25 protein-coding genes are annotated in these 21,113 nt (G+C 74.1%); 11 read left to right on the forward strand and 14 right to left on the reverse strand.

All coding sequences use genetic code 11. From position 1 onward, the window contains the following. Positions 1-48: 48 nt before the first annotated feature. The 4 genes from BMY88_RS08135 to BMY88_RS08150 form a co-directional block, all read right to left on the reverse strand. Positions 49-756 carry a DivIVA domain-containing protein gene (locus BMY88_RS08135; RefSeq protein WP_091941989.1) on the reverse strand — a complete coding sequence of 236 codons (708 nt, stop codon included), beginning with the start codon at positions 754-756 and terminating at the stop codon, positions 49-51. Next, the gene (locus tag BMY88_RS08140) at positions 753-1,892 is read right to left on the reverse strand and encodes a globin domain-containing protein (protein ID WP_091941991.1); all 1,140 of its coding nucleotides are present in this window, start codon (positions 1,890-1,892) and stop codon (positions 753-755) included. The genes BMY88_RS08135 and BMY88_RS08140 overlap by 4 nt, the downstream gene beginning before the upstream one ends. An 18-nt stretch (positions 1,893-1,910) precedes the next feature. Beyond that, the gene (locus BMY88_RS08145; RefSeq protein ID WP_170861011.1) at positions 1,911-2,276 is read right to left on the reverse strand and encodes a group I truncated hemoglobin; all 366 of its coding nucleotides are present in this window, start codon (positions 2,274-2,276) and stop codon (positions 1,911-1,913) included. Positions 2,277-2,533: 257 nt separating this feature from the next. After that, positions 2,534-2,854: a hypothetical protein gene (locus BMY88_RS08150; RefSeq protein ID WP_091941995.1), complete on the reverse strand. Its 321-nt coding sequence runs from the start codon at positions 2,852-2,854 to the stop codon at positions 2,534-2,536. A 141-nt stretch (positions 2,855-2,995) separates the two neighbouring features. Between BMY88_RS08150 and BMY88_RS08155 the strand changes: the two genes are divergently transcribed. Next, positions 2,996-3,496 (forward strand): hypothetical protein, encoded by a 501-nt coding sequence (locus tag BMY88_RS08155; RefSeq protein WP_091941997.1) that lies wholly within the window; start codon positions 2,996-2,998, stop codon positions 3,494-3,496. Between the two features lie 16 nt (positions 3,497-3,512). Here the strand turns inward: BMY88_RS08155 and BMY88_RS08160 are convergent, their stop codons facing one another. Continuing rightward, complete coding sequence (locus tag BMY88_RS08160) at positions 3,513-4,484, reverse strand: dioxygenase family protein (protein WP_091941999.1); 972 nt, start codon at positions 4,482-4,484, stop codon at positions 3,513-3,515. A 273-nt stretch (positions 4,485-4,757) separates the two neighbouring features. Between BMY88_RS08160 and BMY88_RS08165 the strand changes: the two genes are divergently transcribed. The 3 genes from BMY88_RS08165 to BMY88_RS08175 are packed head-to-tail and all read left to right on the forward strand — an operon-like array spanning position 4,758 to position 8,155. After that, positions 4,758-5,588: a hypothetical protein gene (locus BMY88_RS08165; RefSeq protein WP_091942001.1), complete on the forward strand. Its 831-nt coding sequence runs from the start codon at positions 4,758-4,760 to the stop codon at positions 5,586-5,588. Between the two features lie 15 nt (positions 5,589-5,603). Beyond that, on the forward strand, positions 5,604-7,403 hold the full coding sequence (locus tag BMY88_RS08170; RefSeq protein WP_170861012.1) for a fumarate reductase/succinate dehydrogenase flavoprotein subunit: 1,800 nt from the start codon (positions 5,604-5,606) through the stop codon (positions 7,401-7,403). Further along, positions 7,400-8,155, forward strand: a complete 756-nt coding sequence (locus BMY88_RS08175) for a succinate dehydrogenase/fumarate reductase iron-sulfur subunit (RefSeq protein WP_091942005.1) — start codon at positions 7,400-7,402, stop codon at positions 8,153-8,155. Before BMY88_RS08170 ends, BMY88_RS08175 begins: the two co-directional genes overlap by 4 nt. Positions 8,156-8,266: 111 nt before the next feature. On the opposite strand, the gene BMY88_RS08180 is transcribed toward BMY88_RS08175, so the two are convergent. Next, positions 8,267-8,848, reverse strand: a complete 582-nt coding sequence (locus tag BMY88_RS08180) for a gamma carbonic anhydrase family protein (protein WP_091942007.1) — start codon at positions 8,846-8,848, stop codon at positions 8,267-8,269. Between the two features lie 124 nt (positions 8,849-8,972). Continuing rightward, complete coding sequence (locus BMY88_RS08185) at positions 8,973-10,397, reverse strand: MFS transporter (RefSeq protein WP_091942009.1); 1,425 nt, start codon at positions 10,395-10,397, stop codon at positions 8,973-8,975. A 160-nt stretch (positions 10,398-10,557) separates the two neighbouring features. On the opposite strand from BMY88_RS08185, the gene BMY88_RS08190 reads away from it, so the two are divergent. Together BMY88_RS08190 and BMY88_RS08195 are read left to right on the forward strand one after the other, a co-directional pair. Then, positions 10,558-11,118, forward strand: a complete 561-nt coding sequence (locus tag BMY88_RS08190; protein WP_091942011.1) for a TetR/AcrR family transcriptional regulator — start codon at positions 10,558-10,560, stop codon at positions 11,116-11,118. 52 nt (positions 11,119-11,170) lie between these two features. Continuing rightward, positions 11,171-12,637 (forward strand): protein adenylyltransferase SelO, encoded by a 1,467-nt coding sequence (locus tag BMY88_RS08195; RefSeq protein ID WP_091942013.1) that lies wholly within the window; start codon positions 11,171-11,173, stop codon positions 12,635-12,637. Positions 12,638-12,646: 9 nt separating this feature from the next. Here the strand turns inward: BMY88_RS08195 and BMY88_RS08200 are convergent, their stop codons facing one another. The 3 genes from BMY88_RS08200 to BMY88_RS08210 all read right to left on the reverse strand — a co-directional run bounded on the left by BMY88_RS08200 (position 12,647) and on the right by BMY88_RS08210 (position 14,325). Next, on the reverse strand, positions 12,647-12,856 hold the full coding sequence (locus BMY88_RS08200) for a hypothetical protein (protein WP_091942015.1): 210 nt from the start codon (positions 12,854-12,856) through the stop codon (positions 12,647-12,649). A gap of 118 nt (positions 12,857-12,974) precedes the next feature. Beyond that, positions 12,975-13,358 carry a nuclear transport factor 2 family protein gene (locus BMY88_RS08205; RefSeq protein WP_091942017.1) on the reverse strand — a complete coding sequence of 128 codons (384 nt, stop codon included), beginning with the start codon at positions 13,356-13,358 and terminating at the stop codon, positions 12,975-12,977. Positions 13,359-13,389: 31 nt separating this feature from the next. After that, complete coding sequence (locus BMY88_RS08210; RefSeq protein ID WP_091942019.1) at positions 13,390-14,325, reverse strand: alpha/beta fold hydrolase; 936 nt, start codon at positions 14,323-14,325, stop codon at positions 13,390-13,392. 73 nt (positions 14,326-14,398) lie between these two features. Here BMY88_RS08210 and BMY88_RS08215 point away from each other — a divergent pair, with 73 nt between their 5' ends. After that, positions 14,399-15,253 (forward strand): TIGR03620 family F420-dependent LLM class oxidoreductase, encoded by an 855-nt coding sequence (locus BMY88_RS08215; protein ID WP_091942021.1) that lies wholly within the window; start codon positions 14,399-14,401, stop codon positions 15,251-15,253. Here the strand turns inward: BMY88_RS08215 and BMY88_RS08220 are convergent. After that, positions 15,243-15,434 (reverse strand): ferredoxin, encoded by a 192-nt coding sequence (locus BMY88_RS08220; RefSeq protein ID WP_091942022.1) that lies wholly within the window; start codon positions 15,432-15,434, stop codon positions 15,243-15,245. The genes BMY88_RS08215 and BMY88_RS08220 overlap by 11 nt on opposite strands. 123 nt (positions 15,435-15,557) lie before the next feature. On the opposite strand from BMY88_RS08220, the gene BMY88_RS08225 reads away from it, so the two are divergent. The 3 genes from BMY88_RS08225 to BMY88_RS08230 are packed head-to-tail and all read left to right on the forward strand — an operon-like array spanning position 15,558 to position 17,669. Beyond that, entirely contained in the window at positions 15,558-16,874 is a 1,317-nt protein-coding gene (locus BMY88_RS08225; RefSeq protein WP_211435555.1) for a cytochrome P450, read from the forward strand. Next, positions 16,871-16,999 (forward strand): hypothetical protein, encoded by a 129-nt coding sequence (locus BMY88_RS24625; RefSeq protein WP_280138705.1) that lies wholly within the window; start codon positions 16,871-16,873, stop codon positions 16,997-16,999. The genes BMY88_RS08225 and BMY88_RS24625 overlap by 4 nt, the downstream gene beginning before the upstream one ends. 25 nt (positions 17,000-17,024) lie before the next feature. Next, the gene (locus tag BMY88_RS08230) at positions 17,025-17,669 is read left to right on the forward strand and encodes a TetR/AcrR family transcriptional regulator (protein WP_170861013.1); all 645 of its coding nucleotides are present in this window, start codon (positions 17,025-17,027) and stop codon (positions 17,667-17,669) included. A gap of 33 nt (positions 17,670-17,702) precedes the next feature. Here BMY88_RS08230 and BMY88_RS08235 read toward each other — a convergent pair whose 3' ends face one another. Continuing rightward, complete coding sequence (locus BMY88_RS08235) at positions 17,703-18,473, reverse strand: SDR family NAD(P)-dependent oxidoreductase (RefSeq protein WP_091942026.1); 771 nt, start codon at positions 18,471-18,473, stop codon at positions 17,703-17,705. 463 nt (positions 18,474-18,936) lie between these two features. Next, positions 18,937-19,878, reverse strand: coding sequence for an alpha/beta hydrolase (locus BMY88_RS08240; RefSeq protein ID WP_211435556.1), 942 nt, complete (start codon positions 19,876-19,878; stop codon positions 18,937-18,939). 154 nt (positions 19,879-20,032) lie between these two features. On the opposite strand from BMY88_RS08240, the gene BMY88_RS23335 reads away from it, so the two are divergent. After that, positions 20,033-20,386, forward strand: coding sequence for a hypothetical protein (locus BMY88_RS23335; RefSeq protein WP_139220435.1), 354 nt, complete (start codon positions 20,033-20,035; stop codon positions 20,384-20,386). 28 nt (positions 20,387-20,414) lie between these two features. Here the strand turns inward: BMY88_RS23335 and BMY88_RS08250 are convergent, their stop codons facing one another. Further along, a complete protein-coding gene (locus BMY88_RS08250) occupies positions 20,415-21,104 on the reverse strand; it encodes an NADPH-dependent F420 reductase (RefSeq protein ID WP_091942028.1) in 690 nt (229 codons plus the stop codon). Positions 21,105-21,113: the final 9 nt, after the last annotated feature.

The raw sequence follows: 21,113 nt of genomic DNA on the forward strand, positions 1-21,113 counted from the left end.
CCGACCCCGCCACGACGCCGGCAGCGGGTGCCGGCGTCGTGGCGGGGATCAGGAGCCGTCGGTCGCGGACACCTCGGCGGCGACGTTGCGGGGCGCCGGGGCGAGGTTGCCGTCGCCGCGCTGGGCGGACGTGCGCAGCGGGGGCTGCGGCACGCCGGCCGGGTCCGCCTTGCCCCACTCGGTCTCGACGTCGCTGAGCAGCGCCTCGAGATAGGAGCGCAGCTGCGTCCTGGTCGCCCGCGCGAAGGCCTTGAGGTAGGCGACCTGCTCCTCGAGCTCGTGGGTCGTGCGCTCGCCCGCGGGGCTCTGCGCCGGGGGGCTGCCCACCAGCCGGGTCGCGGCCTCCTGCGCGGCCTGGATGATCGCGCCGGCGTTCTCGCGCGCGCGGCGCAACTGCTCCTCGGCCTGCGCCCGGGCGTCGTGCGTCATCTGCCGGCTGAACTCCTCGGCCTCCGCGACGTAGTTGTCGGCCGTCTGCTGCGCGCTGGCCAGCAGGCGCACCGCCTGCTCGCTGGGCGGCGGCGGGGTGAGCACGCCGGACACCTGGGCCTGCAGGGCGTGGACCTGGTCGCGCAGCTCCGCCTTCTCGGCGTGCAGCGCGGCCATCTCCTGGGCCACGCCCGCGAGGAAGCGGTCGACCTCGTCGTCGACGTACCCCGGGTGCACCATGGTCGCCCGGTGGAAGCGCACGTTGTGGACGTCCCCCGGGGCCAGCCGGCGGCCGGCGTCCGGACCGGGGACCTGGTCGGTGCTCATTCGGTCACCTCTCCCTCGAGAGTGGGGCTGGGTCGGCTGGGCGAGAAGACCTCCGAGCGCACCCGCTCGGCGGGGACCCCGTGGGCCAGGAGTCTGCCGACGGTGTCCTCGACCATGGGGGCGGGTCCGGCCACGTAGGCGTCCCGGTTGGTCCAGGGCCCGTGCTGGAGCGCCACGCCACCGACGTCGCCCTGCTCGAGCGGCGACTGCTTGTCCGCCGAGACGGCGAAGGTGACGGTGAGCCAGTTGTGCTCCGCGGCCAGCCGCTCGAGGTCCGCCCGGTCGTAGAGCTGCTCCTCGATGCGGGCCCCGACGAACAGATCGACCCGCCGCGGCGGGCCGGTGCGGGCGACGTGGTCGACGATCGACTTCAGCGGGGCCAGCCCCATGCCGCCGGCGACGAGCAGCACGTCCCGCTCGGACTCCGCGTCGAGGGTGAGGTGCCCCAGGGGCGGGCCCAGGCGGACCACGGTCCCGACGCCGACCCGGCGCACGAGGGCGGTGCTGACCGGGCCGCCGTCGTGGGCCTTCACGTGGATCTCCAGCAGCCCGTCCGCGCGGGGGGCGGTGGCCGGCGAGTAGTAGCGCCAGAGCTTGGGCCGGACGTCGGTCTCCACGGAGATGGACTGCCCGGGCTCGTACGGCAGCTCCTGGCTCGGCCGCAGCCGGAGGACGGCGACGTCGACGGTCCGCCGCTCGTGCTCGACGACCTCGGCCTCCCACCACGCGGGCTGGTCCACCGACTCCTCGGCCGCACCGATCATGACGTCCGCGACCAGCCCGTAGGCCGCGGTCCAGTCGCGGGCCAGCGCCTCGTTCCAGTCGTCGTCGAAGTGCTGGAGGGTGGCCAGGAGGCTGGCGCCGACGGCCGGGTAGTGGGCGGCGACCGTCCCGAACTTGCGGTGGTCGCGGCCCAGCTGCTGGAGGATCGGCACGAGCGAGTCCAGGTCGTCGACCCGGGCGACGACCTCGCCGAGCGCCGCGAACAGCCGGTCGCGCTGGTGGGCCATCGACAGCGGGAAGAGCGCCCGGGTGGCGGGGTGGCTGAGGAACAGGTGCGAGTAGAAGTACAGCGGGGCCTCGTCGCCGACCGCGGCGGCCTTGGCGAAGTTGGCCCGCATGGCGGGGATGTCCACGGGACGCTCCTCGGCGGCTCAGGCCGCCGTCTCGGAGGCGACGACCTCGTCGCGGTGCGCGGTCAGCGCCGCACCGACCGCGCCGATGTCCGCCTCGCCGACACCGAGCGCCGTGAGGGTCGCCACCAGATGCGCGACCACGCGGTCGAAGGCCTCCGGACTGATGTCCCGACCCTGGTGCGCGGCGGCCAGGTCGCGCCCGGTGTAACCGGCCGGCCCGCCGGTCACCTGCACGAGCAGGTCGGTCTGGTGGCTGTGCAGGCCGGCGAGGTCGACGCCCTCGAAGTAACCCGCCAGTTCCGGGTCGCCGAGGACCCGCCGGTAGAAGTCGTCGACCGCGGTGCGGATGCCGGCCGTCTCGCCGAGCCGTTCGTAGAGCGACACCACTATCTCCCGTTCTCCCCCGTGACGTCGTCCGTGGCGAAGCTGCCCGGACCGCATGGCGCCGGGCGTCGTCCCCGGCGACTCCGTGGCCGACGCTGCCACACCGCCCGGGCCCCCGGCAAAGTCGCGCGCCTCCACTCCGGGCCAGGGCTCGTTAACACTGCGTGACATCCTAGGCGCCGCGCGGGCGCGACGGCCACGCGCCGAAGCAGCGACTTTGACTCACAGTGATCGAATGATGACCCTGTGATAGCCGATCAGGCCGGGGGCGGTGGTGCGCCCTCCTCGAGGATCCGCAGCCGCTGCTCCACCTGCGCGAGCCGCTCGACGAGGGGGGCCTCGCCGGTCGTCGGGATACCGCGCGGCTCGGCCAGGCCGGCCAGGGCGGCGGTCAGCCGGCCGACGAGGGACGCGGCCTCCGTCGGGGTGAGGCGGACGGTGCCGGCGCAGCGGTCGTCGCGCCAGAAGCTGACCGTCAGCAGGCCCGCCTCCACGTGCGGCGAGACGCGGACGGCCCGGCTCAGGCCGCGGGCGCTCTCCCACGTCCACTTGTCGGCGGGGAACGGCACCACGGTCATGGGCCGAGGGTGATCTTCCGGCGTCGCCGCGTCAACGACGTGCTCCGCGGCCGACCTGCGGGTTCACCGGCGGGAAGCGGGGTAGGGGGCTGTCGACGCACAGGACATCGACGGCCTCGCGGCCGGAACAGGAGTCGACTCATGGGCAAGGTGTCGTTCGCGCTGGGTCTCGGCGTGGGGTACGTGCTGGGCGCCCGCGCGGGGCGTTCGCGGTTCGAGCAGATCCAGCAGGCTGCGGTGCACCTGAGCGAGCGCCCGCAGGTGCAGGAGGCCGTGGGCAAGGTCCGCGAGAGCCTGCCCCCGACGCTGCAGAACGCGGTCGGCGGCCTGACCAGGACCTCATCGGCCGGCGGCCCGTCCTCCGGCGGTTCGGCCTCCGGTGGTTCGGCCTCCGGCGGCTCGTCGAACGGGCCGGCGCCCGCCGGGTCCTACCCCCTCGAGGACGACGAGGAGGTCGTGGCCCAGTCCTACTCGGCGCTGCGGGAGCGCAGCCCCGGAGCCCCGACGACCCAGGACCCGGGCAACACCACGGGGCCGGTCCCGGTCAACGCGGCACCGGAGGACGAGGAGCCGGTGGCACAGACCCACTCGGCGTTCACGGAGCGCTCCGCCAGCGCGGCTCCCACCGAGCACGACCGCTGACGGCCCGCCCCCGGCGTCAGCTCGACGGCGGCGCCGGGGGCTGCCCGGTCGGCGGCGTGCCCTCCGGCCCGCCGGCCGGAGGCGCACCCCCGGGCGCCGCTCCCCCACCGGCCGGTGCGGTCGTGGTGTCGACGCCCACCGCCAGCCGGACGGTGTACCCGCTGCGCACGCTGCCGGTGACCGTGGCGAGCTGGAGTGCGCCGCCGTCGTCCCCGAACACGTTGTCCCCGGCCAGGCTCACCCGGGACAGCGAGGCGACCGACGCCTCGTACCCGCCGGTCGCGTAGACGGCGTCGCACACGTCCTGGGGCAGGGCGACCTGTGACGTGGCCACCGCGGCGGTCGAGTCCGCGATCGCGTCCCGATCCGGGTAGACCTCGAGGTCGATGTGCGGCCACCGCCCCTCGTAGCACGCCGGGAAGATGCTGGTGAACCGCACGAGCCCGGCGGAGTCGGCCACCTGGACGCCGCGCAGGAAGTTCTGGTCGGAAGCGCCGTCGGAGTACAGCGAGTACCCGCCCTCGCGCGTGCAGTGCCACACGTACACGGCCGCGCCCTCGAAGGGGACGCCGCCGGCCAGGTCGCCGATGGTCAGCTCCAGCGTCATGGGGACGCCCTCGGCGGCCCCGGAGTACTCGCCGAAGCTCTCGCGGATGTCGCTGCGGACGATGCCGCTCTGCTCCAGTACGTCCGGGCCGTTCGAACCGTCGCCGGGATAGGGGCCGGCGGTCTCGTCGGGGATCTCGCCGGCCGCCGCCGAGGCGCCCGCCGAGGTCGAGGACGGCGACGCGGCCGCCGTCGCGCCGTCGCCGCCGCACGCGGCCAGCCCCAGCGTGGCCGCACCGACGCCGAACATTCCGAGCAGCCGACGGCGGCTGATCAGCGTGCCCACGTCGAAGCCGAGCCCCTGGTCGACGAGCTCCTCGCCCGGCCGGGGCAGCGGGCGCCCCCCGTACGTCGGGGCGCGGTCGGGCGGGGCGGAGCTCATGCTGCGGGTCCTCTCGTCGGGGGTCGGGCCCAGCGTCGCCGCCGACCCCGCGACCGACCTGGCTGGTCGCTGTGGAGCCGCTGGGAGCGGCACGCGCGGAGCCCCTTCCCTCCGACCGACGTCCGTGGTCGACTGCGCCCCACCGCCACGCGGCGGCGCGTCAGCAACGGTGCTGGAGGCGCTCATGGACGACATGTCGTTGGAGGCCGACGCCGGGGCTCATCCCCCCCGCGTCCCCAGGGCGCAGCGGCGGACCACGCCAGGTTCCCGGCCGTGACCGCGACCGCTCCGCGCAGAACCGGGGCGGTCACCCCCGGGCGCGGCACGACGGAGACGCCTCCCCGCCGCGCCGCCATCGCGGCCCGCACCCTGCGCACCGACCGCTGGTGGCTGCAGCCCCTGGTCACCGTCGTCGTCCTGGTGCTGTTCATCGCCTACTCGACGGTGCGGGCGTTCCAGAACGCGCACTACTTCTCCGAGCCCTACATCTCGCCCTTCTACTCGCCGTGCATCACGACCGACTGCGAGGGCGACACCTTCCCGGAGCTGTTCACGGGGCCGAGCTGGATCTCCCCCGCCATCTACATCCTGGTGATCCCGCTGGGTTTCCGGCTCACCTGCTACTACTACCGGAAGGCCTACTACCGGTCGTTCTGGCAGTCCCCGCCGGCCTGCGCGGTCGCCGAGCCGCACCGCCGCTACACCGGGGAGACCCGGCTGCCCCTGCTGGGCCAGAACCTGCACCGCTACTTCTTCTACGCGGGCCTGGTCTTCAACGTAATCCTGACCTACGACGCCGTCCTCGCCTTCCGCGACGAGACCGGCGCCTGGGGCCACATGGGCCTGGGCACCCTCGTGCTGCTGGCCAACGCCGCCCTGCTGTGGCTGTACTCGGTGTCCTGCCACTCCTGCCGGCACATCGTGGGCGGCCGGCTCAACTCCTTCTCCCGGCACCCGCTGCGCTACCGCTTCTGGACCGTCGTCTCGAGGCTCAACGCCCACCACATGAAATTCGCCTGGGTGTCGCTGTTCGGCGTCGCCTTCGCCGACTTCTACGTGCTGCTGCTCGCCACCGACACGATCTCCGATCTCCGGTTCTTCTGAAATGGGGCGCAACTGATGGAGCTGGAGCGGCACGAGTACGACGTCATCGTGGTGGGGGCCGGCGGGGCCGGCCTGCGGGCCGCGATCGCGGCGCACGAGAGCGGGGCGCGCACGGCCGTCGTCTGCAAGTCCCTGCTGGGCAAGGCGCACACCGTCATGGCCGAGGGCGGCATCGCCGCGGCCATGGCGAACGCCTACCCGGAGGACAACTGGCGGGTGCACTTCCGGGACACCATGCGCGGCGGGAAGATGCTCAACCACTGGCGGATGGCCCAGTTGCACGCGCAGGAGGCCCCCGACCGGGTGCGCGAGCTCGAGGACTGGGGCGCGCTGTTCGACCGCACCCCCGACGGCCTGATCAGCCAGCGCGACTTCGGCGGCCACCGGTACGCGCGCCTGGCCCACGTCGGCGACCGCACCGGCCTCGAGCTGATCCGCACGCTGCAGCAGCGCACGGTCGCGCTCGGCATCGACGTGTACATGGAGTGCACGGTGACCCGGCTGCTGACCGGCGAGAACGGCGTCACCGGGGCGTTCGGGTACTGGCGCGAGTCGGGGCGCTTCGTCGCCTGGTCTGCCCCCTCGGTCGTGCTGGCCACCGGCGGGATCGGCAAGTCCTACAAGGTCACCTCGAACTCCTGGGAGTACACCGGCGACGGCCACTCCCTGGCGCTGCAGGCCGGCGCGACGCTGGTGAACATGGAGTTCGTCCAGTTCCACCCGACGGGGATGGTCTGGCCGCCGTCCGTCCGCGGGATCCTGGTGACCGAGAGCGTCCGCGGCGACGGCGGGATCCTGAAGAACTCCGCGGGCAACCGGTTCATGTTCGACTACATCCCGGACTTCTTCCGCAAGGAGACCGCGGAGACCGAGGCCGAGGCCGACCGCTGGTACGACGACAAGAAGAACAACCGCCGCCCGCCGGAGCTCCTCCCCCGCGACGAGGTCGCCCGGGCGATCAACAGCGAGGTCAAGGCCGGCCGCGGCACCCCGCACGGCGGGGTCTACCTCGACATCGCCTCGCGCCGGTCGGCCGAGTACATCCGCAAGCGGCTGCCGTCGATGTACCACCAGTTCAAGGAGCTGGCGGAGGTCGACATCACCGCCGAGGCGATGGAGGTCGGCCCGACCTGCCACTACGTGATGGGCGGGGTCGAGGTGGACCCGGACACCGAGGCGGCCCGCGTGCCGGGGCTGTTCGCGGCCGGCGAGGTGGCCGGTGGCATGCACGGGTCCAACCGGCTCGGTGGCAACTCGCTGTCGGACCTGCTCGTCTTCGGCCGCCGGGCCGGGCTGGCCGCGGCCGAGCACGCCCGCTCCCGCCCCGGCCCGGCCCCGCTGCCCGACGACGACCTCGCCGACGCCGCCCGGGCCGCGCTGGCGCCGTTCGAGCGGGAGGGCGGCGAGAACCCCTACGCCGTGCAGCACGACCTGCAGCAGACGATGCACGACCTGGTCGGCATCATCCGCACCGCGCCGGAGATGGAGCAGGCCCTGGAGCGCATCGCGGCGCTGCGCGAGCGGGTCGGGAACCTGTCGGTGGAGGGCCACCGGCAGTACAACCCCGGCTGGCACCTGGCGCTGGACCTGCCGCACATGCTGCTGGTCAGCGAGTGCATCGCCCGCGCCGCCCTCGAGCGGCAGGAGAGCCGGGGCGGGCACACCCGCGACGACTTCCCGGCGACGAACGACGAGTGGTCGCGCACCAACCTCATCTGCTCGCGGGCCTCGGACGGCACCGTCGCGCTGTCGCGACAACCGCTCCCGACGATGCCGGCCGAGCTGGCCGAGGTCTTCGAGGAGGTGCCGGCATGAGTTACGACGCGACGTTCCGGGTGTGGCGCGGCGACGCCGCCGGTGGGGACCTGCAGACGTTCACGGTGGAGGTGAACGAGGGCGAGGTGGTGCTCGACGTCATCCACCGCCTCCAGGCCACCCAGGTCGGCGACCTCGCCGTGCGGTGGAACTGCAAGGCCGGCAAGTGCGGATCCTGCAGCGCGGAGATCAACGGCCGGCCCCGGCTCATGTGCATGACGCGGATGAGCACCTTCGGCGAGGACGAGACGGTGACGGTGACGCCGATGCGGACCTTCCCCGTCGTCCGGGACCTGGTCACCGACGTGTCCTACAACTACGAGAAGGCCGCCCAGATCCCGGCGTTCACCCCGCGTCCCCGCGAGGCCGACGGCAGCCACCGCATGCAGCAGGTCGACGTCGAGCGCTCCCAGGAGTTCCGCAAGTGCATCGAGTGCTTCCTCTGCCAGGACACCTGCCACGTCATCCGTGACCACGAGGAGAACAAGGCCGTCTTCGCCGGCCCGCGCTTCCTGATCCGGCTGGCCGAGCTGGACATGCACCCGCTGGACGTGGTCGACCGCAAGCACGAGGCGCAGGACGAGTTCGGGCTCGGCTACTGCAACATCACCAAGTGCTGCAGCGAGGTGTGCCCGGAGGGCATCCACCTCACCGACAACGGCATCATCCCGCTGAAGGAGCGGGTGGTGGACCGCCGGTACGACCCGCTCACCTGGCTGGGGTCCAAGATCCGCCGCCGTCGCCCGGACTGACCCCGCGGGCACGGCACGCGACCGTGCCGGGGAGTTCCCGACGGTGCCGGCCCGATCCCGCCGGCACCGTCGCGAACCCACCGGCAGGGTGCGCTCGTGGCGGCGACCGGGTCAGTACATCCCGTCCCCGGCGACCATGCCGGCCGCGGGGAGCGGACGGCGGACGACGGGCCGGACCCGGCGCGCACCGGGCAGGCGGCGGGTGTAGCTCTCGGCGTTGCCGCGGATGTGCACGAGGTCGTCCTCGGTGGCCGCCCGGACGACCCGGGCCGGCACCCCGGCCACGACCGACCACGCGGGCACCCGGGTGTTCGGGGTGACGACGGCGCCCGCGGCCACGATCGACGCGGTCCCGATGTGCGCCCCGTTCATCACGACGCTCCCCATGCCGACCAGGACGTCGTCGTCGATGCGGGCCCCGTGCAGCACCACCCGGTGCCCGACCGTGACCCCGCGCCCGACGACGAGGGGGAAGCCGGGGTCCGAGTGCAGCACGCAGCCGTCCTGGACGTTGGTCTCGGGTCCGATGACGATGGCCTCCTCGTCGGCGCGGGCGACCGAGCCGTACCAGATGCTCGACCACGGACCGAGGGTCACGGCCCCGACGACCACGGCCGTCGGCGCGACGAACGCGTCGTCGTCGATCTCCGGCCTGCCGAACGGCAGCTCCGCGATGTAGTTGTCCCGGTCCATGTCGCGCTCCCGATCCCGGTCGGCGCGCGCTCCGTCCCGGCACCCTGCCGCCGCGGCCGACCTCCGCCGCGAGTGTCGTGGATCACACCGCGACGTCCCAGGGGTTGCGCCGCGGCGGCGGCGTTCAGTCCTCGTCGGTGCCGTCGGGGATGAACAGCGCGGCGGTGGCCGCCAGCAGCGCGGCGACGGCGCAGATGACGAAGAGGATCCGGTAGGCCGTCAGCGACGGGACCGCGTACGCGCCGACCGAGATGGTGATGGCCGCGAGGAGGCTCCCGCCGATCGCGCTGGCCAGCGAGCTGCCGACCGAGCGGATGAGCATGTTGAGCCCGTTGGCCGCGGCGATCTCCCCGCGCGGGGTGAACCGGTTGATCAGCGAGGGCATGGCCGCGTAGCCGATGCTCGTCCCGATGCCGACCACGGTGGCCCCGAGGATCACCTGGGTCAGCGACCCGGTGAACACGATGCGGGCGACCCAGCCGAGGGCCACGATCACGCCACCGAGGGCGAGGACCCGGGACGGCCCGCGCCGGGCGATCAGCCGCGCCGAGATGGGGGCGAACACCAGCATGCAGAGGCCGCCGGGCAGCATCGCCAGCCCGCCGACGATGATCGAGGAGCCGAAGCCGTAGCCGCTGGACTCCGGCGCCTGCACGTAGGACGCCGTCCCGATCAGCGACGCGAACAGCGCGAACCCGAAGAACAGGGTCGCCACGTTGGTCAGGACCATCGGGCCGCGGCGCAGCGTGGCGAGGTCCACCAGCGGCTGGGCGATGCGGGTCTGGGACCAACCGAAGACGCCGAGGAGCACCACGGCGAGCGCCAGCAGGCCGATCGTGCGCGCCGAGCCCCAGCCCCAGTCGGACCCCTCGGCCAGGGGCAGCAGCAGCGAGACCAGGGTGGCGGCCAGCAGGCCACCGCCGACGAGGTCCACCCGGCCCCCGGTGCGGACGGGGCTCTCCGGAACGACGACCAGGATGCCGACGAAGGCGACCACGGCGGCCGCTCCCGTGATCCAGAACAGGGCGTGGAAGTCGAAGTGCTCGGCGATGATCCCGGCGAAGGGCAGCCCCAGCGCACCCCCGACGCCGAGCATGGCGCTGATCAACGCGATCGCTCCGCCGGCCCGCTCCCGCGGCAGCAGCGCACTGAGCAGGCCGATGCCCAGCGGGACGGCCGCCGACGACAGGCCCTGGATCGCCCGGCCGGCGATGAGCACGGCGACATTCGTGCTCGTCGCGGTGACCAGCGAGCCGACGACCAGGGTGCCGAGGGCGACCAGGAGCATGCGACGGGTCCCGAACATGTCGCCCAGGCGACCGAAGAGCGGAACGGCGACCGCGGACACCAGCAGGGTCGAGGTCAGCAGCCACTGCACGGTGTCGGCGGAGGTGTCGAGCTCGGCGGGCAGCGTCGCCAGGACGGGGATGAGCAGCGACGAGGCGAGGGACACCACGAGGGCGCCGATGCCGACGAAGAGCAGCCAGGGCCACGTGCGGGCCGGCGGCTCGACGGTGCCGGTCGGTGGGGCGAGGGTCTTCGTGGTCATGGGAACTCCCTGGTGCTCGCCGGAGACGGAAGGGCGCCACGGCGTCGTTGCCGGCGGTGAGAGGCGTCACAGTCGTTGCACAATGCAACGAACTCCGCCGTAGTCAACGCCGTTGACACGACGCTGTCAACGCCGTTGACATGCGTGCGACGGTGGTGAGGTGAGCATCACGTCGACCGCCGCAGGGCCCACCACCCGCGAGGCCATCGCCGCCAGCGCGCGGACGATGTTCGCCGAGCGCGGGTTCACCGCGACGTCGGTCCGGGCCATCGCCGCGGCCGCGGGCGCCGACCCGGCCCTGGTGATCCGCCACTTCGGCTCGAAGGAACAGCTCTTCCTCGAGGTCCTGGGGCCGACCCGCGCACCGGGCCCCGAGCTGGAGGGCCCGCTGGCGGAGCTCGGCCGCACCCTGGTGGCGTACGTGCTCGACCCCGCGCGGGACGCCGAACGGCGCGCCTACGCGACCATGGTCCAGGCGTCGGACAACGAGGCGGTGCGGGCCACCCTCCGCACCGCCGCCCGCACCTCCTTCATCGACCGGCTCACCGCGCGGCTCCCCGGCGCCGACGCCGCCGTCCGCGCCGAGTTGATCGGCGCCCAGATCGGCGGGCTCATGCAGGCATGGCCCACGATCGAGCCCCTGCTCGGCGCGGTCGGCCGCGCCCGCGCCGTCGATCTCTACGGCGCTTCCGTCCAGGCCCTGGTCGACGGCAGCCACTGACCCGCGAGCCGCCGGCCGGTGCCGCGAGCGGCGGAGTCGTACCGTCGAGCGGGTGAGCATCGCCCCGCCGTCGACCGTCTCCCTCGACGACCGCTTCGCCCGCGCGCTGCCCGAGATGGCGCTGCCCTGGCACGCCGAGGAGGCACCCGAGCCGCGGCTGCTCGTGCTCAACGAGCCGCTAGCCGCCGAGCTCGGTCTCGACCCGGCCGCCCTGCGCAGCGACGAGGGGGTGCGCCTCCTCGTGGGCACCGCCGTCCCGGCCGGCGCACGGCCGGTCGCGCAGGCCTACGCCGGGCACCAGTTCGGCGGGTACAACCCGCGCCTCGGCGACGGGCGCGCGCTCCTGCTCGGCGAGCTCACCGACGCCGAGGGTCGGGTCCGCGACCTGCACCTCAAGGGCTCGGGTCCCACGCCGTTCTCCCGCGGCGGGGACGGCCTGGCCGCCGTCGGCCCGATGCTGCGCGAGTACGTCGTCAGCGAGGCGATGCACGCCCTCGGCATCCCGACCACCCGCTCGCTCGCCGTGGTCGCCACCGGCCGGCCGGTGTACCGGGAGACCCCTCTGCCCGGCGCCGTGCTCGCCCGCGTCGCCAGCAGCCACCTGCGGGTGGGCAGCTTCCAGTACGCCCGCTCCACCGGCGACCCCGACCTGCTGCGACGCCTCGCCGACCTGGCGATCGAGCGCCACCACGGCGGGGCCGCGCAGGCGGGGAACCGCTACCTGGCGCTGTTCGAGGCCGTCGTCGCCGCGCAGGCGTCGCTGGTGGCGCGGTGGATGCTCGTCGGCTTCGTCCACGGGGTGATGAACACCGACAACACCACGATCTCCGGCGAGACCATCGACTACGGCCCCTGCGCCTTCATGGAGGCCGTCGACCCCGACACGGTCTACAGCTCGATCGACGCCGGCGGGCGCTACCGCTACGGCTCCCAGCCGCTGATCGCGGAGTGGAACCTGGCCCGGTTCGCCGAGTCCCTGCTGCCGCTGATCGACGACGAGCAGGAGCGGGCCGTGGAGCTCGCCGTCGCGGCGCTGCAGGGGTTCCGGCCGGCGTACGGCGACGCGTGGTCGGCCGGCATGCGGGCCAAGCTCGGGCTGCCGGCGGGGCTGGACGACGCCGTGGCCGCGCCGCTCGTCGACGACCTGCTCCGGCTGCTGCAGGCCGGGCACGTCGACCACACGTCGTTCTTCCGCGGGCTGGGCTCCGCCGCCCGTGGGGAGGCCGGGCCGGCGCGCGACCTGTTCCTCGACCTGGCCGGCTTCGACGCGTGGGCGGAGCGCTGGCGGGCACTGGCGCCGGACGCCGAGGCCATGGACCGGGTCAACCCGGTGTACATCCCCCGCAACCACCTGGTGGAGGAGGCCCTCGACGCGGCCACCGCCGGCGACCTCGGGCCGCTGGAGCGGCTGCTGGAGGCGGTCACCCGGCCGTTCGAGGCGCGGCCCGGCCTGGAGCGGTACGCCGCCCCGGCACCGGCGGACTTCGGCGCGGCCTACCGGACGTTCTGCGGCACCTGAGGGCCGCGCTCAGCCCAGGACGTCGCGGGAGACGTCGGTGACGATCGCCCGGAACGTCGTCGTATCCACCTCGTCGTCCACGGTCACCCGGACGACGTCGGCGACCTGCTGCTCGCTGGTGGGCCGCAGGGCGGCGACGCGGGCGGCGGCCACCAGGTGCAGGTAGCGCACCCGGTGCGAGTCGGGGTCGGGCGTCGGGCCGTTCTGTCTCGCGTGCATGGACCGACGGTGACAGCCGAGCCGCCGCCCACTGGGGACCACCGCCGGTCGGAGCGGACCGATCCGTCTCCGTCGTCACACGGGCCACGCGGATCCCGTCGGGACAGAGCCTGCCGCGTCAGCCGGGGTCGGGCGTGAACGTGCGCCGGGCGATCCGCCACCCGCCGGCCACGCGGCGCAGCTCGTCGTGGACCCGCCCGGTGCTCACGACCGAGGTACCGGCCAGCACCACGATCGAGGAGCGGCAGACGGCGGTGTCGCCGTCGACGTCGATGGCGTGGTTGAGCGACAGGCGGTGCATCGATCCGGGCGCGAGCGCCGCCGCGAACGCCTCGAGCGACGGGCGGCCGACGACGTCCTCCCCGCCGGTGCCGCCGCCGACGAACACCCCGTCGTCGGTGTACAGGGCGGCGAACTCCGCCGCCGCCCCCGTGTCGAGGGACAGGACGTAGCGGGCGTAGACGTCGCGGATGGCGTCCCGGTCGTCGGCGAGGGTCGGCATCCCCGGATGCTCGCATCCCGGCAGCCGTCGCTCAGGCCCGCGCAGGGACCCCCGCGACCAGCCGGCGCTGCTCGACGACCTGGGCGGCGAAGGACTGCAGGCGCGCCCAGACCAGGTGCCGGGTCGGGGCGAAGTTGTGCATGTGGGCGCTGCGCGGGACCAGCAGCAACCCGAGGTCCGGTGCCGAGCGGAAGACGGCCAGGTCCGCCAGCGGTTCGGCGGTGACGTCCTGCTCGCCGTAGACCAGCAGCACGGGCACCCGCACCGCCGCGGCCTGGCGGGCGACGGCGAAGGGCTCCATCAGCTCGGCGGCGCACGCGGGCACCGTCGCCGAGCGCCACGGCGCCGGGTGCCCGGGGTCCATGTCGGCGGCGACGAACGCGGGCGGCTCCTCGTGCCAGTGGAAGCTGGCGACGAAGTCGACGTCGCCCATCGCCGCGTACACCTCCTCCATCGGCGCGGCCCGGAACGGATGCCGCCTGCCCGGCTGCAGCGCCAGGCGGGTCTGCGTGAAGCTGCTGCCCAGCGCGGCGACGCCGGCGAAGGTCGAGTGCGCGGCCTGCGTCCACACGACGATGTGCCCGCCCATCGACTGGCCGGCGCCGATCGGCACCGCCCCGGGGATCGCGGGCAGCTCCGGGTCGAGCGTGCCGGACCGCAGCCGGTCGAGGACGGTGCGGACGGCCGCGTCCCCGGCCGCGGCGACCTGCGCGAAGTCCAGCGGCCGCTCGGGCACGGTGCTCTCGCCGACGCCGAGGTGGTCGACGGTCACCGTGACCAGCCCGCGGTCGGCGTGCCACCGCGCCTGGCTGTGGTCGGGGTGGCCGGTCAGGTCCAGGTCGAAGTAGTGCCGGCCGTACCCGCCGCCGGGGAGGAGGAAGAGGACGGCGTCCCCGGCGATGCTCTCGGGCAGGTACGCGGTGACCGCGAGCTCCCCCACCCCGTCGACGTCGATGCGGCGGTCCACGCTCCGGCACGGCATGACCGCATGACTACACGGTCGGGATGACCTGGGGGAACGGCTGGGAGAGGATCCCGGCATGGACCTCGGTGCTCTCGGCGCATGGCTGCCCCCCTCGATGAACGGTTCCACCCCCACCGCGCTCGCCGCGACGCTGGAGGAGCAGGGCTACCCCACGGTGTGGATCGCCGGCGGCATCAGCCCGGGCATCTTCGACGTCATCGAGGAGGTGCTCGCCGGCACCGAGCGGATCACCGTGGCGATCGGGATCGTCAACGTCTGGATGGAGACGCCGGAGTCGGTGACCGCCGGCTGGCACCGGTGCGAGGAGCGGTGGCCAGGCCGGCTCCTGGTGGGGCTGGGCATCAGCCACGGCCCGATCATCGACGCGTTCACCGAGCAGACCTATCGGAGGCCGCTGGCCACGATGCGCGAGTACCTCGACGCCCTCGACGCGCAGACCGACCCGCTTCCGCCGCAGCGCCGGGTCCTGGGCGCGCTCGGCCCGAAGATGCTCGCCCTGGCGGCGGAGCGCACGGCCGGCACGCATCCGTACCACGTGACCGTGACCAACACCGCCGCCGCCCGGGCCGGGGTGGGCACCGGCCCGCTGGTCGCGCCGGAGCTGCCCGTCGTCCTCACCACCGACGTCGCCGAGGGACGCGACCAGGCCCGCTCGCAGCTCACCCACTACCTGCAGCTACCGAACTACGCGAACAACTGGTTCCGGGCGGGCTTCACCGAGTCCGACCTGGCCGACGGCGGCAGCGACCGGCTGATCGACGCGCTCGTCGCCATCGGCGACGTGGACGCGATCGCCGCGCGGGTGCGCGAGCACCACGACGCCGGCGCGGACCACGTCTGCCTGCAGGTGCTCGGCCCGCAGCCGAACGACGCGGCGGTCTACGCGGAGCTGGCGGGCCTCATCCGCTGACCGACAGCACCGCGGCCGGGCAGGTGTCGACGGCGTTGCGCGCCGCGGCCTCCTGCTCCGGCCCGGGCTCCGGCTCGAGCACGACGACGAGGCCGTCGTCGTCCTGGTCGAAGAGCTCCGGCGCGTTGAGCGCGCACATCCCGGCACCGATGCACCTACCCCGATCCGCCTCGATCCGCATGCGTCCTCCTGCTCGACCAATTTCGTGCACGTCGTGCATCTATGCACGATACGCATGACAACGCTAGCGTTCGGTCATCCCCGACGGACGGTCGTTCGTCACCCCGACGGAGAGGACGCAGCGATGAGCACCGACAGCGCGCAGACCGACAGCACGGTGGAGCCCCACCTGATCGAGATGCGCCGCCCGCTCGAGGCCGACATGGTGGAGCACCCGCCCGGCTGCCCGTTCGACCCGGCGCCGGGGCTGCTGGCCCGCCGGGGCCAGGGGGCGGTCCAGCCGATCACGCTGACCAACGGCCTGACGGTCTACCTGGTCACCGGCTTCGACGAGGGGCGCGCCGTCCTCGCCGACAGCCGGTTCAGCGCGGACAAGTTCCGCAACCGCGACGTCACCTCGATGCAGCCGGAGGAGGTCACGGCGCTGGGGACAACCGAGGCCGAGCGGGGCGTGTGCCCGGTCGTCTCCTTCGACGAGGCGCCGCCGCGCACCGACGGCTACTTCATCTTCATGGACCCGCCCGAGCACACCCGGCTGCGCCGGCTGCTCACCGGTCAGTTCACCGTGCGCCGCATGAAGCTGCTGGAGTCGCGGGTGCACGAGATCGCCGCGGAGCACATCGAGGCGATGCGGGCGGCCGGCACCGAGGCCGACCTCGTGCCGGCCTACGCGATGCCCATCCCCTCGCTGATGATCTGCGAGCTGCTCGGTGTGGACTACGCCGACCGGGACGAGTTCCAGCGGTACACGTCGGTCAGCACGAACGTGCTGGCCAGCGACGAGGAGAAGGCCGCCTCGGCCGCCGGGCAGTACGTGTTCATGGAGCGGCTGGTCCGGGAGAAGCGGGCGAACCCGGGTGACGACATCATCTCCGGGCTCATCAACGTGAGCGATCCGGCGCTGACCGACTCCGAGCTGGTCGACATCTCGCTGATGCTGCTCGGCGCAGGCCACGAGACGACGGCGAACATGCTCGGCCTGGGCGCGCTCGCGCTGCTGTCCCACCCCGACCAGCTCGCCGCACTCCGCGCGGACCCGGCGCTGTACGACAACGCCGTCGAGGAGCTGCTGCGCTACCTGAGCATCATCCAGCTCGGCGTCACCCGGATCGCCATGGAGGACGTCACCGTGGGCGGCGTCGAGATCCCCAAGGGGGCGACCGCCATGCTCGCCGCGCCGGAGGCCAACCGGGACCCGGCGCACTTCGACCACCCCGACCGGCTCGACGTGACCCGGCCGCGGCCGCCGCACCTGACCTTCGGCCACGGCGTGCACCAGTGCATCGGGCAGCAGCTGGCGCGCATCGAGATGCGGATCGGCCTGGAGGAGCTGTTCACCCGCATGCCCGAGCTGCGCCTGACCCTCCCGTTGGAGGAGGTCGACGTGAAGAACGAGATGCTGCTCTTCGGCGTGCGGTCCCTGCCGGTCACCTGGGCATGACGGCGCCGGCGACCGGTCGCATCGCCGCGTCCGCAGCCGGTCGCCGCGCCGGCCGGGCGGCCGCCGACCCGCACACCACGGGGGTGCGGGCGGCGGCCCACGGCGACCTGGATGCCGGCGGCTGACGTGGCGGCGGGTACACAGGTCCCCGTGACGGTGGACGGCGAGCCGACGACGGCCGGGCGGCGCGAGCGCAAGAAGAGCGCCACCCGGGCCGCGATCCGCGATGCCGCGCTCCGCCTGGCGGTGCGCGACGGCGTGGAGAACGTGACGCTGGACCGCATCGCGGGCGAGGCCGACATCGCCCTGCGGACGTTCTTCAACTACTTCTCCAGCAAGGAGGAGGCGGTCGTCGCCGGGGCCGCGGGCGACTTCCGCGCCTTCGTCGCCGCGTTCCGCGCCCGCCCGCGCGGCGAGTCGGTCCTCCAGGCCCTCCGCGAGGGGGTGCTGGACGTGATGGACCAGATGGTCTCCGACGAGCGCGACCACATCAGCGCGCTCGTCTCGATCCGCGGGGCGCCTTCCCTGGTCCCCCAGTTGCTCGCGGCCCTCGCCGCCCAGGAGGACGCGTTCGCCGAGGCCATCGCCGAGCGGGTGGACGCCGACACCGCGGGCTCGCTGTACCCGCGGCTGTGCGCGGCGACCGCCCTCGCGACCCTGCGGATCACCCTCGACCGATGGCTGGAGGAGTCTCCCCCGGGCGGCGTCCCCTCGTTCGCGACGCTGCGCGCGGAGATCGACCGGGGGATCGCCGAGCTCGCGGCCGGGCTGGACCGGCCGGGCGCACCGGAGTGACCCGGGGGGCGCGCCGCGCCCCCCGGGAACCGGTCAGGCGCCGAAGCGCAGGGCGCCGTCCAGCCGGATGACGTAGCCGTTGAGGTAGTCGTTCTCGGCGATCTGGTAGGCGAGCTTCGCGTACTCCGCCGGGCGGCCCATGCGCTTGGGGTTCGGCACGATCTTCCCGTACATCTCGTCGGCCTTCACCGGGTCCGGGAACGCCGGGGTGAGGAACGTGCCGGGCGCGATGCCCATGACGCGGATGCCGGCCGGGGCCAGGTCGCGCGCCGCGGCCAGGGTCAGGGCGATGACGCCGCCCTTGGCCATCGCGTAGCTGGTCTGGCCGGGCGAGGCCTCGAAGCCCGCGATGCTGGCGGTCATGATGACGACGCCGCGCTGGTTGTCCTCGAGCGGCTCGTTGCCCTGCATCGAGGCGGCCGCGCGGGACAGCACCCGGTAGGTGGCCGTGTAGTAGTACTCGGTCGTCTGGAGGAAGGCCTCCATCGGCATCGGCTTGCCGTCGCGCGAGACGATCCGCTGCGCGGCGCCGCCGCCGGGGCCGCCGTTGACGATGACGGTGACGCGGAGCGGGCCGAGGGACTGCGCCTTGGCGATCGCCGCGTCCACCGACGCGTCGCTGGTGACGTCGGTGTGCACGAACACCACGCCGTCCCCGAGCTCGGCCGCGATGGCGTTCGCCTTCTCCTCCGCGACGTCGGCGATGACCACCTTCAGGCCCTCGGCCACGTACTTGCGGACGGTCTGCTCGCCGAACCCGCCGGCGCCGCCGACGACGAGTGCTGATGCTCCAGTGAGGTCCACGGTCTCTCCAAACTCCGGGACGCGTGCCACCGACGCGTCGCGCGGGGCACTGTAAGTGGCTGCGATCACGCAGGGGACGGGAGTCCCCCGATCTCCCGGGGCCGACGCGCCAGTCTGCACGGCCCGCGCACCCGGATCGGGCGGCCCGGAGGCCCTCCGGGCGCCCGGCCGCACGCCCGGGCAGTCGGCGGGCGGGCAGGCAGGCGCTGAGCGAGGCGATCCCCCGGCGGTGCGACGGGACCGGGGACGACGACGGCGTCCGCCGGGCCGGCCGGCCGGGACGCGCGGGAGCCCCGCCCACCTGCCCTCCCCCGAGGCGGTGCGCGGGGCTCCTCGTGCGTTCCCCCTACCGCCGGTCCCCCCGTGACCCGGCGATGGGACCGACTCTGACGGTCGCGCCGCACGGTGCCCGCAACCGTTCCGCACGATTTCCGCAGGACGGCGGCGGGCGGCGCGGCCGCGGTCAGCGGCGGCGGTGCCGGTCGAGGAAGCGGCGCCGCTCGGCGATCAGCTCGCGGTCCTCCGGCGCACCGCCGAAGCCACCGTGGGGCATCGCCTCGAACACGTGCAGCTCCGCCTCGACCCCGGCCGCGCGCAGCTTCCGGTGCATCCGCACGGTGTTGGACAGGAACAGGTCGCGGGTGCCCGACTGCAGGAACGTGGGCGGGAAGTGCGCGACGTCGGCGAACAGCGGGGACAGCAGCGGATGGGCCAGGTCGTGCCCGTTCGCGTAGAGCAGGTTGACCTCGCGCAGGCTGCCGAGCACGTTGTCGAACTCGCGGTTGGTGTGGAAGGTGTCGCCGGACTCGGTCAGGTCGACCTCGGGGGTCGACAGGACCAGGGCGGCCGGCATCGGCAGGCCCTCCTCGTGCGCGCGGACCAGGAGCGCCGCGGCGAGGTTGCCGCCGGCCGACGCGCCGCCGACGAACACGTCGGCCGGGTCGCGCCGCTCCAGCAGCGCGCGGTACACGGCGACGCAGTCGTCCAGGGCCGCGGGGTACGGGTGCCGCGGCGGCATCCGGTAGTCGACGCCCCAGGTCACCATGCCGCTGGTCAGCGCGGTGCCCGCGGTCATGGCCCGGCACAGGTCGCCCCCGCCCATGATCAGCGCGCCGCCGTGGATGTCGAGGTAGACCGGGCCGCCGTCGTCGGCCGGCGCGCCCTGCGCCCGCGCGACGTAGGTGGGCACCCCGGCGATCAGCTCCTCGTCGACGTCGGCGGGCAGCTCGACCGCGAAGAACCGGTCGCGGACGAAGGCGTCCATCTGCGCGACGTGCCGCTCCCAGCCCTCGACGTCGTCGGGCGCGGGATAGCTCGCGGGCTGCCTCGGCACCGCGAGGGCCTGCTGCGCCTGCTCGCTGACGCTGGTGGGAACCGGTGCGGCCGACTGCGCTGTCTCCGTCACGGGGCGACTCCTGGGCTCGGGGATGGGCTGGTCCGGATCCTGGCCCTCCCGGCGGCCGCCGTCACCCCCTCCGACCCGACCGACGCGTGGGGCGCGCGGGACCCGAGGGACGCGAGCGGTCCGCCGTCGGCGGTGCTGCGCCGATGGGAGGGGCATGCGCGCCAGCCACGTCGCCACCGCCCTCGCCGCCTTCACCGCCGGCCTCACCACCGCCGCCGCCCTCCGCCGGAAGGCCGACCGCCGGCTCCCGGCCGCCGTCCTCCCCGGGTCGGCCGTTCCCTCGCCCGCCGCCGCTCCCGTCGCCGCTCCGGCCCCCGCTGCCGCGGCCCTGCCCGCCGGTGACGACGCCGTCGTCCTGCCCTTCGTCCGGCCGGCCGCGCCTGCGCCCGCCCCGTCGGCGACGCCGGCCCGGTGCGGCGACAGCGGCGGCCGCACCAGGGCCGGCGCGCCCTGCGCGGCGCGCGCCACCGGCGGCGGCCGCTGCCACCACCACCGCGTCGCCGCCTGATCCCGGTCGGCGGGCAGGCGCGCGGGCGTCACATGTCGCGGTAGCGGGCGGCGGCCGCCAGCAGCTCCCGCAGCAGCTCGGGCGTCGCCTGCCGGCCCGGTCCGGGGAAGTCGGTGCCCGGCGCGTGGTAGACCCCGCCGTAGGCGGCCGTGTCGCGCTGGTAGCGCCAGCCCTCGGCCAGCGGGCCGACGTCGTGGGCGTCGTAGCCGATGGCGTCGAGGAACTCGGTCACCGACCGCTTCGCCGCCGCGTCGTCGCCGGCGATCGCGATCACCGAGCGCTCCGGGTGCCCGGCCGGCCGGGCGAGCAGGCCGAGGTGGACCGACGAGATGTTGTTGAAGGCCTTCACCACGCGCGACTCCGGCAGGTGCGCCTGCAGCAGCTCGCTGACCGTCGTCGACTCGTCGTCGAGCTCGGCGATCCGCCCGTCCCGCTGCGGGTAGTAGTTGTCCGTGTCGATCACGACCTTGCCACGCAGTGGCTCGACCGGCACCTGGCGGTAGGCCTTCAGCGGCACCGAGACGACGACCAGATCGCCGGCCGCCGCGGCCTGGGCCGGCGTGGTCGCCCGCGCGCGCGGGCCGAGCTCGGCGACCAGATCGGCGAGGGTCTCCGGGCCGCGGCTGTTGCTGAGCACGACGTCGATGCCGGCATCGACCGCCAGGCGCGCGAGGGTGCCGCCGATGTTGCCGCTGCCGATCAGTCCGAGTGTCGTCATGCCCCCCGC

This window comes from Trujillonella endophytica, assembly GCF_900110555.1.
GTDB classification, from domain to species: Bacteria; Actinomycetota; Actinomycetes; order Mycobacteriales; family Geodermatophilaceae; genus Trujillonella; species Trujillonella endophytica.

What these genes read in the sequence shown, in the direction of transcription:
- BMY88_RS08135 (WP_091941989.1), bottom strand. Translation starts at nt 756, where the DNA reads ATGAGCACCGACCAGGTCCCCGGTCCGGACGCCGGCCGCCGGCTGGCC.
- BMY88_RS08150 (WP_091941995.1), bottom strand. Translation starts at nt 2,854, where the DNA reads ATGACCGTGGTGCCGTTCCCCGCCGACAAGTGGACGTGGGAGAGCGCC.
- BMY88_RS08155 (WP_091941997.1), top strand. Translation starts at nt 2,996, where the DNA reads ATGGGCAAGGTGTCGTTCGCGCTGGGTCTCGGCGTGGGGTACGTGCTG.
- BMY88_RS08160 (WP_091941999.1), bottom strand. Translation starts at nt 4,484, where the DNA reads ATGAGCTCCGCCCCGCCCGACCGCGCCCCGACGTACGGGGGGCGCCCG.
- BMY88_RS08170 (WP_170861012.1), top strand. Translation starts at nt 5,604, where the DNA reads ATGGAGCTGGAGCGGCACGAGTACGACGTCATCGTGGTGGGGGCCGGC.
- BMY88_RS08175 (WP_091942005.1), top strand. Translation starts at nt 7,400, where the DNA reads ATGAGTTACGACGCGACGTTCCGGGTGTGGCGCGGCGACGCCGCCGGT.
- BMY88_RS08180 (WP_091942007.1), bottom strand. Translation starts at nt 8,848, where the DNA reads ATGGACCGGGACAACTACATCGCGGAGCTGCCGTTCGGCAGGCCGGAG.
- BMY88_RS08185 (WP_091942009.1), bottom strand. Translation starts at nt 10,397, where the DNA reads ATGACCACGAAGACCCTCGCCCCACCGACCGGCACCGTCGAGCCGCCG.
- BMY88_RS08200 (WP_091942015.1), bottom strand. Translation starts at nt 12,856, where the DNA reads ATGCACGCGAGACAGAACGGCCCGACGCCCGACCCCGACTCGCACCGG.
- BMY88_RS08205 (WP_091942017.1), bottom strand. Translation starts at nt 13,358, where the DNA reads ATGCCGACCCTCGCCGACGACCGGGACGCCATCCGCGACGTCTACGCC.
- BMY88_RS08215 (WP_091942021.1), top strand. Translation starts at nt 14,399, where the DNA reads ATGGACCTCGGTGCTCTCGGCGCATGGCTGCCCCCCTCGATGAACGGT.
- BMY88_RS08220 (WP_091942022.1), bottom strand. Translation starts at nt 15,434, where the DNA reads ATGCGGATCGAGGCGGATCGGGGTAGGTGCATCGGTGCCGGGATGTGC.
- BMY88_RS08225 (WP_211435555.1), top strand. Translation starts at nt 15,558, where the DNA reads ATGAGCACCGACAGCGCGCAGACCGACAGCACGGTGGAGCCCCACCTG.
- BMY88_RS24625 (WP_280138705.1), top strand. Translation starts at nt 16,871, where the DNA reads ATGACGGCGCCGGCGACCGGTCGCATCGCCGCGTCCGCAGCCGGTCGC.
- BMY88_RS23335 (WP_139220435.1), top strand. Translation starts at nt 20,033, where the DNA reads ATGCGCGCCAGCCACGTCGCCACCGCCCTCGCCGCCTTCACCGCCGGC.
- BMY88_RS08250 (WP_091942028.1), bottom strand. Translation starts at nt 21,104, where the DNA reads ATGACGACACTCGGACTGATCGGCAGCGGCAACATCGGCGGCACCCTC.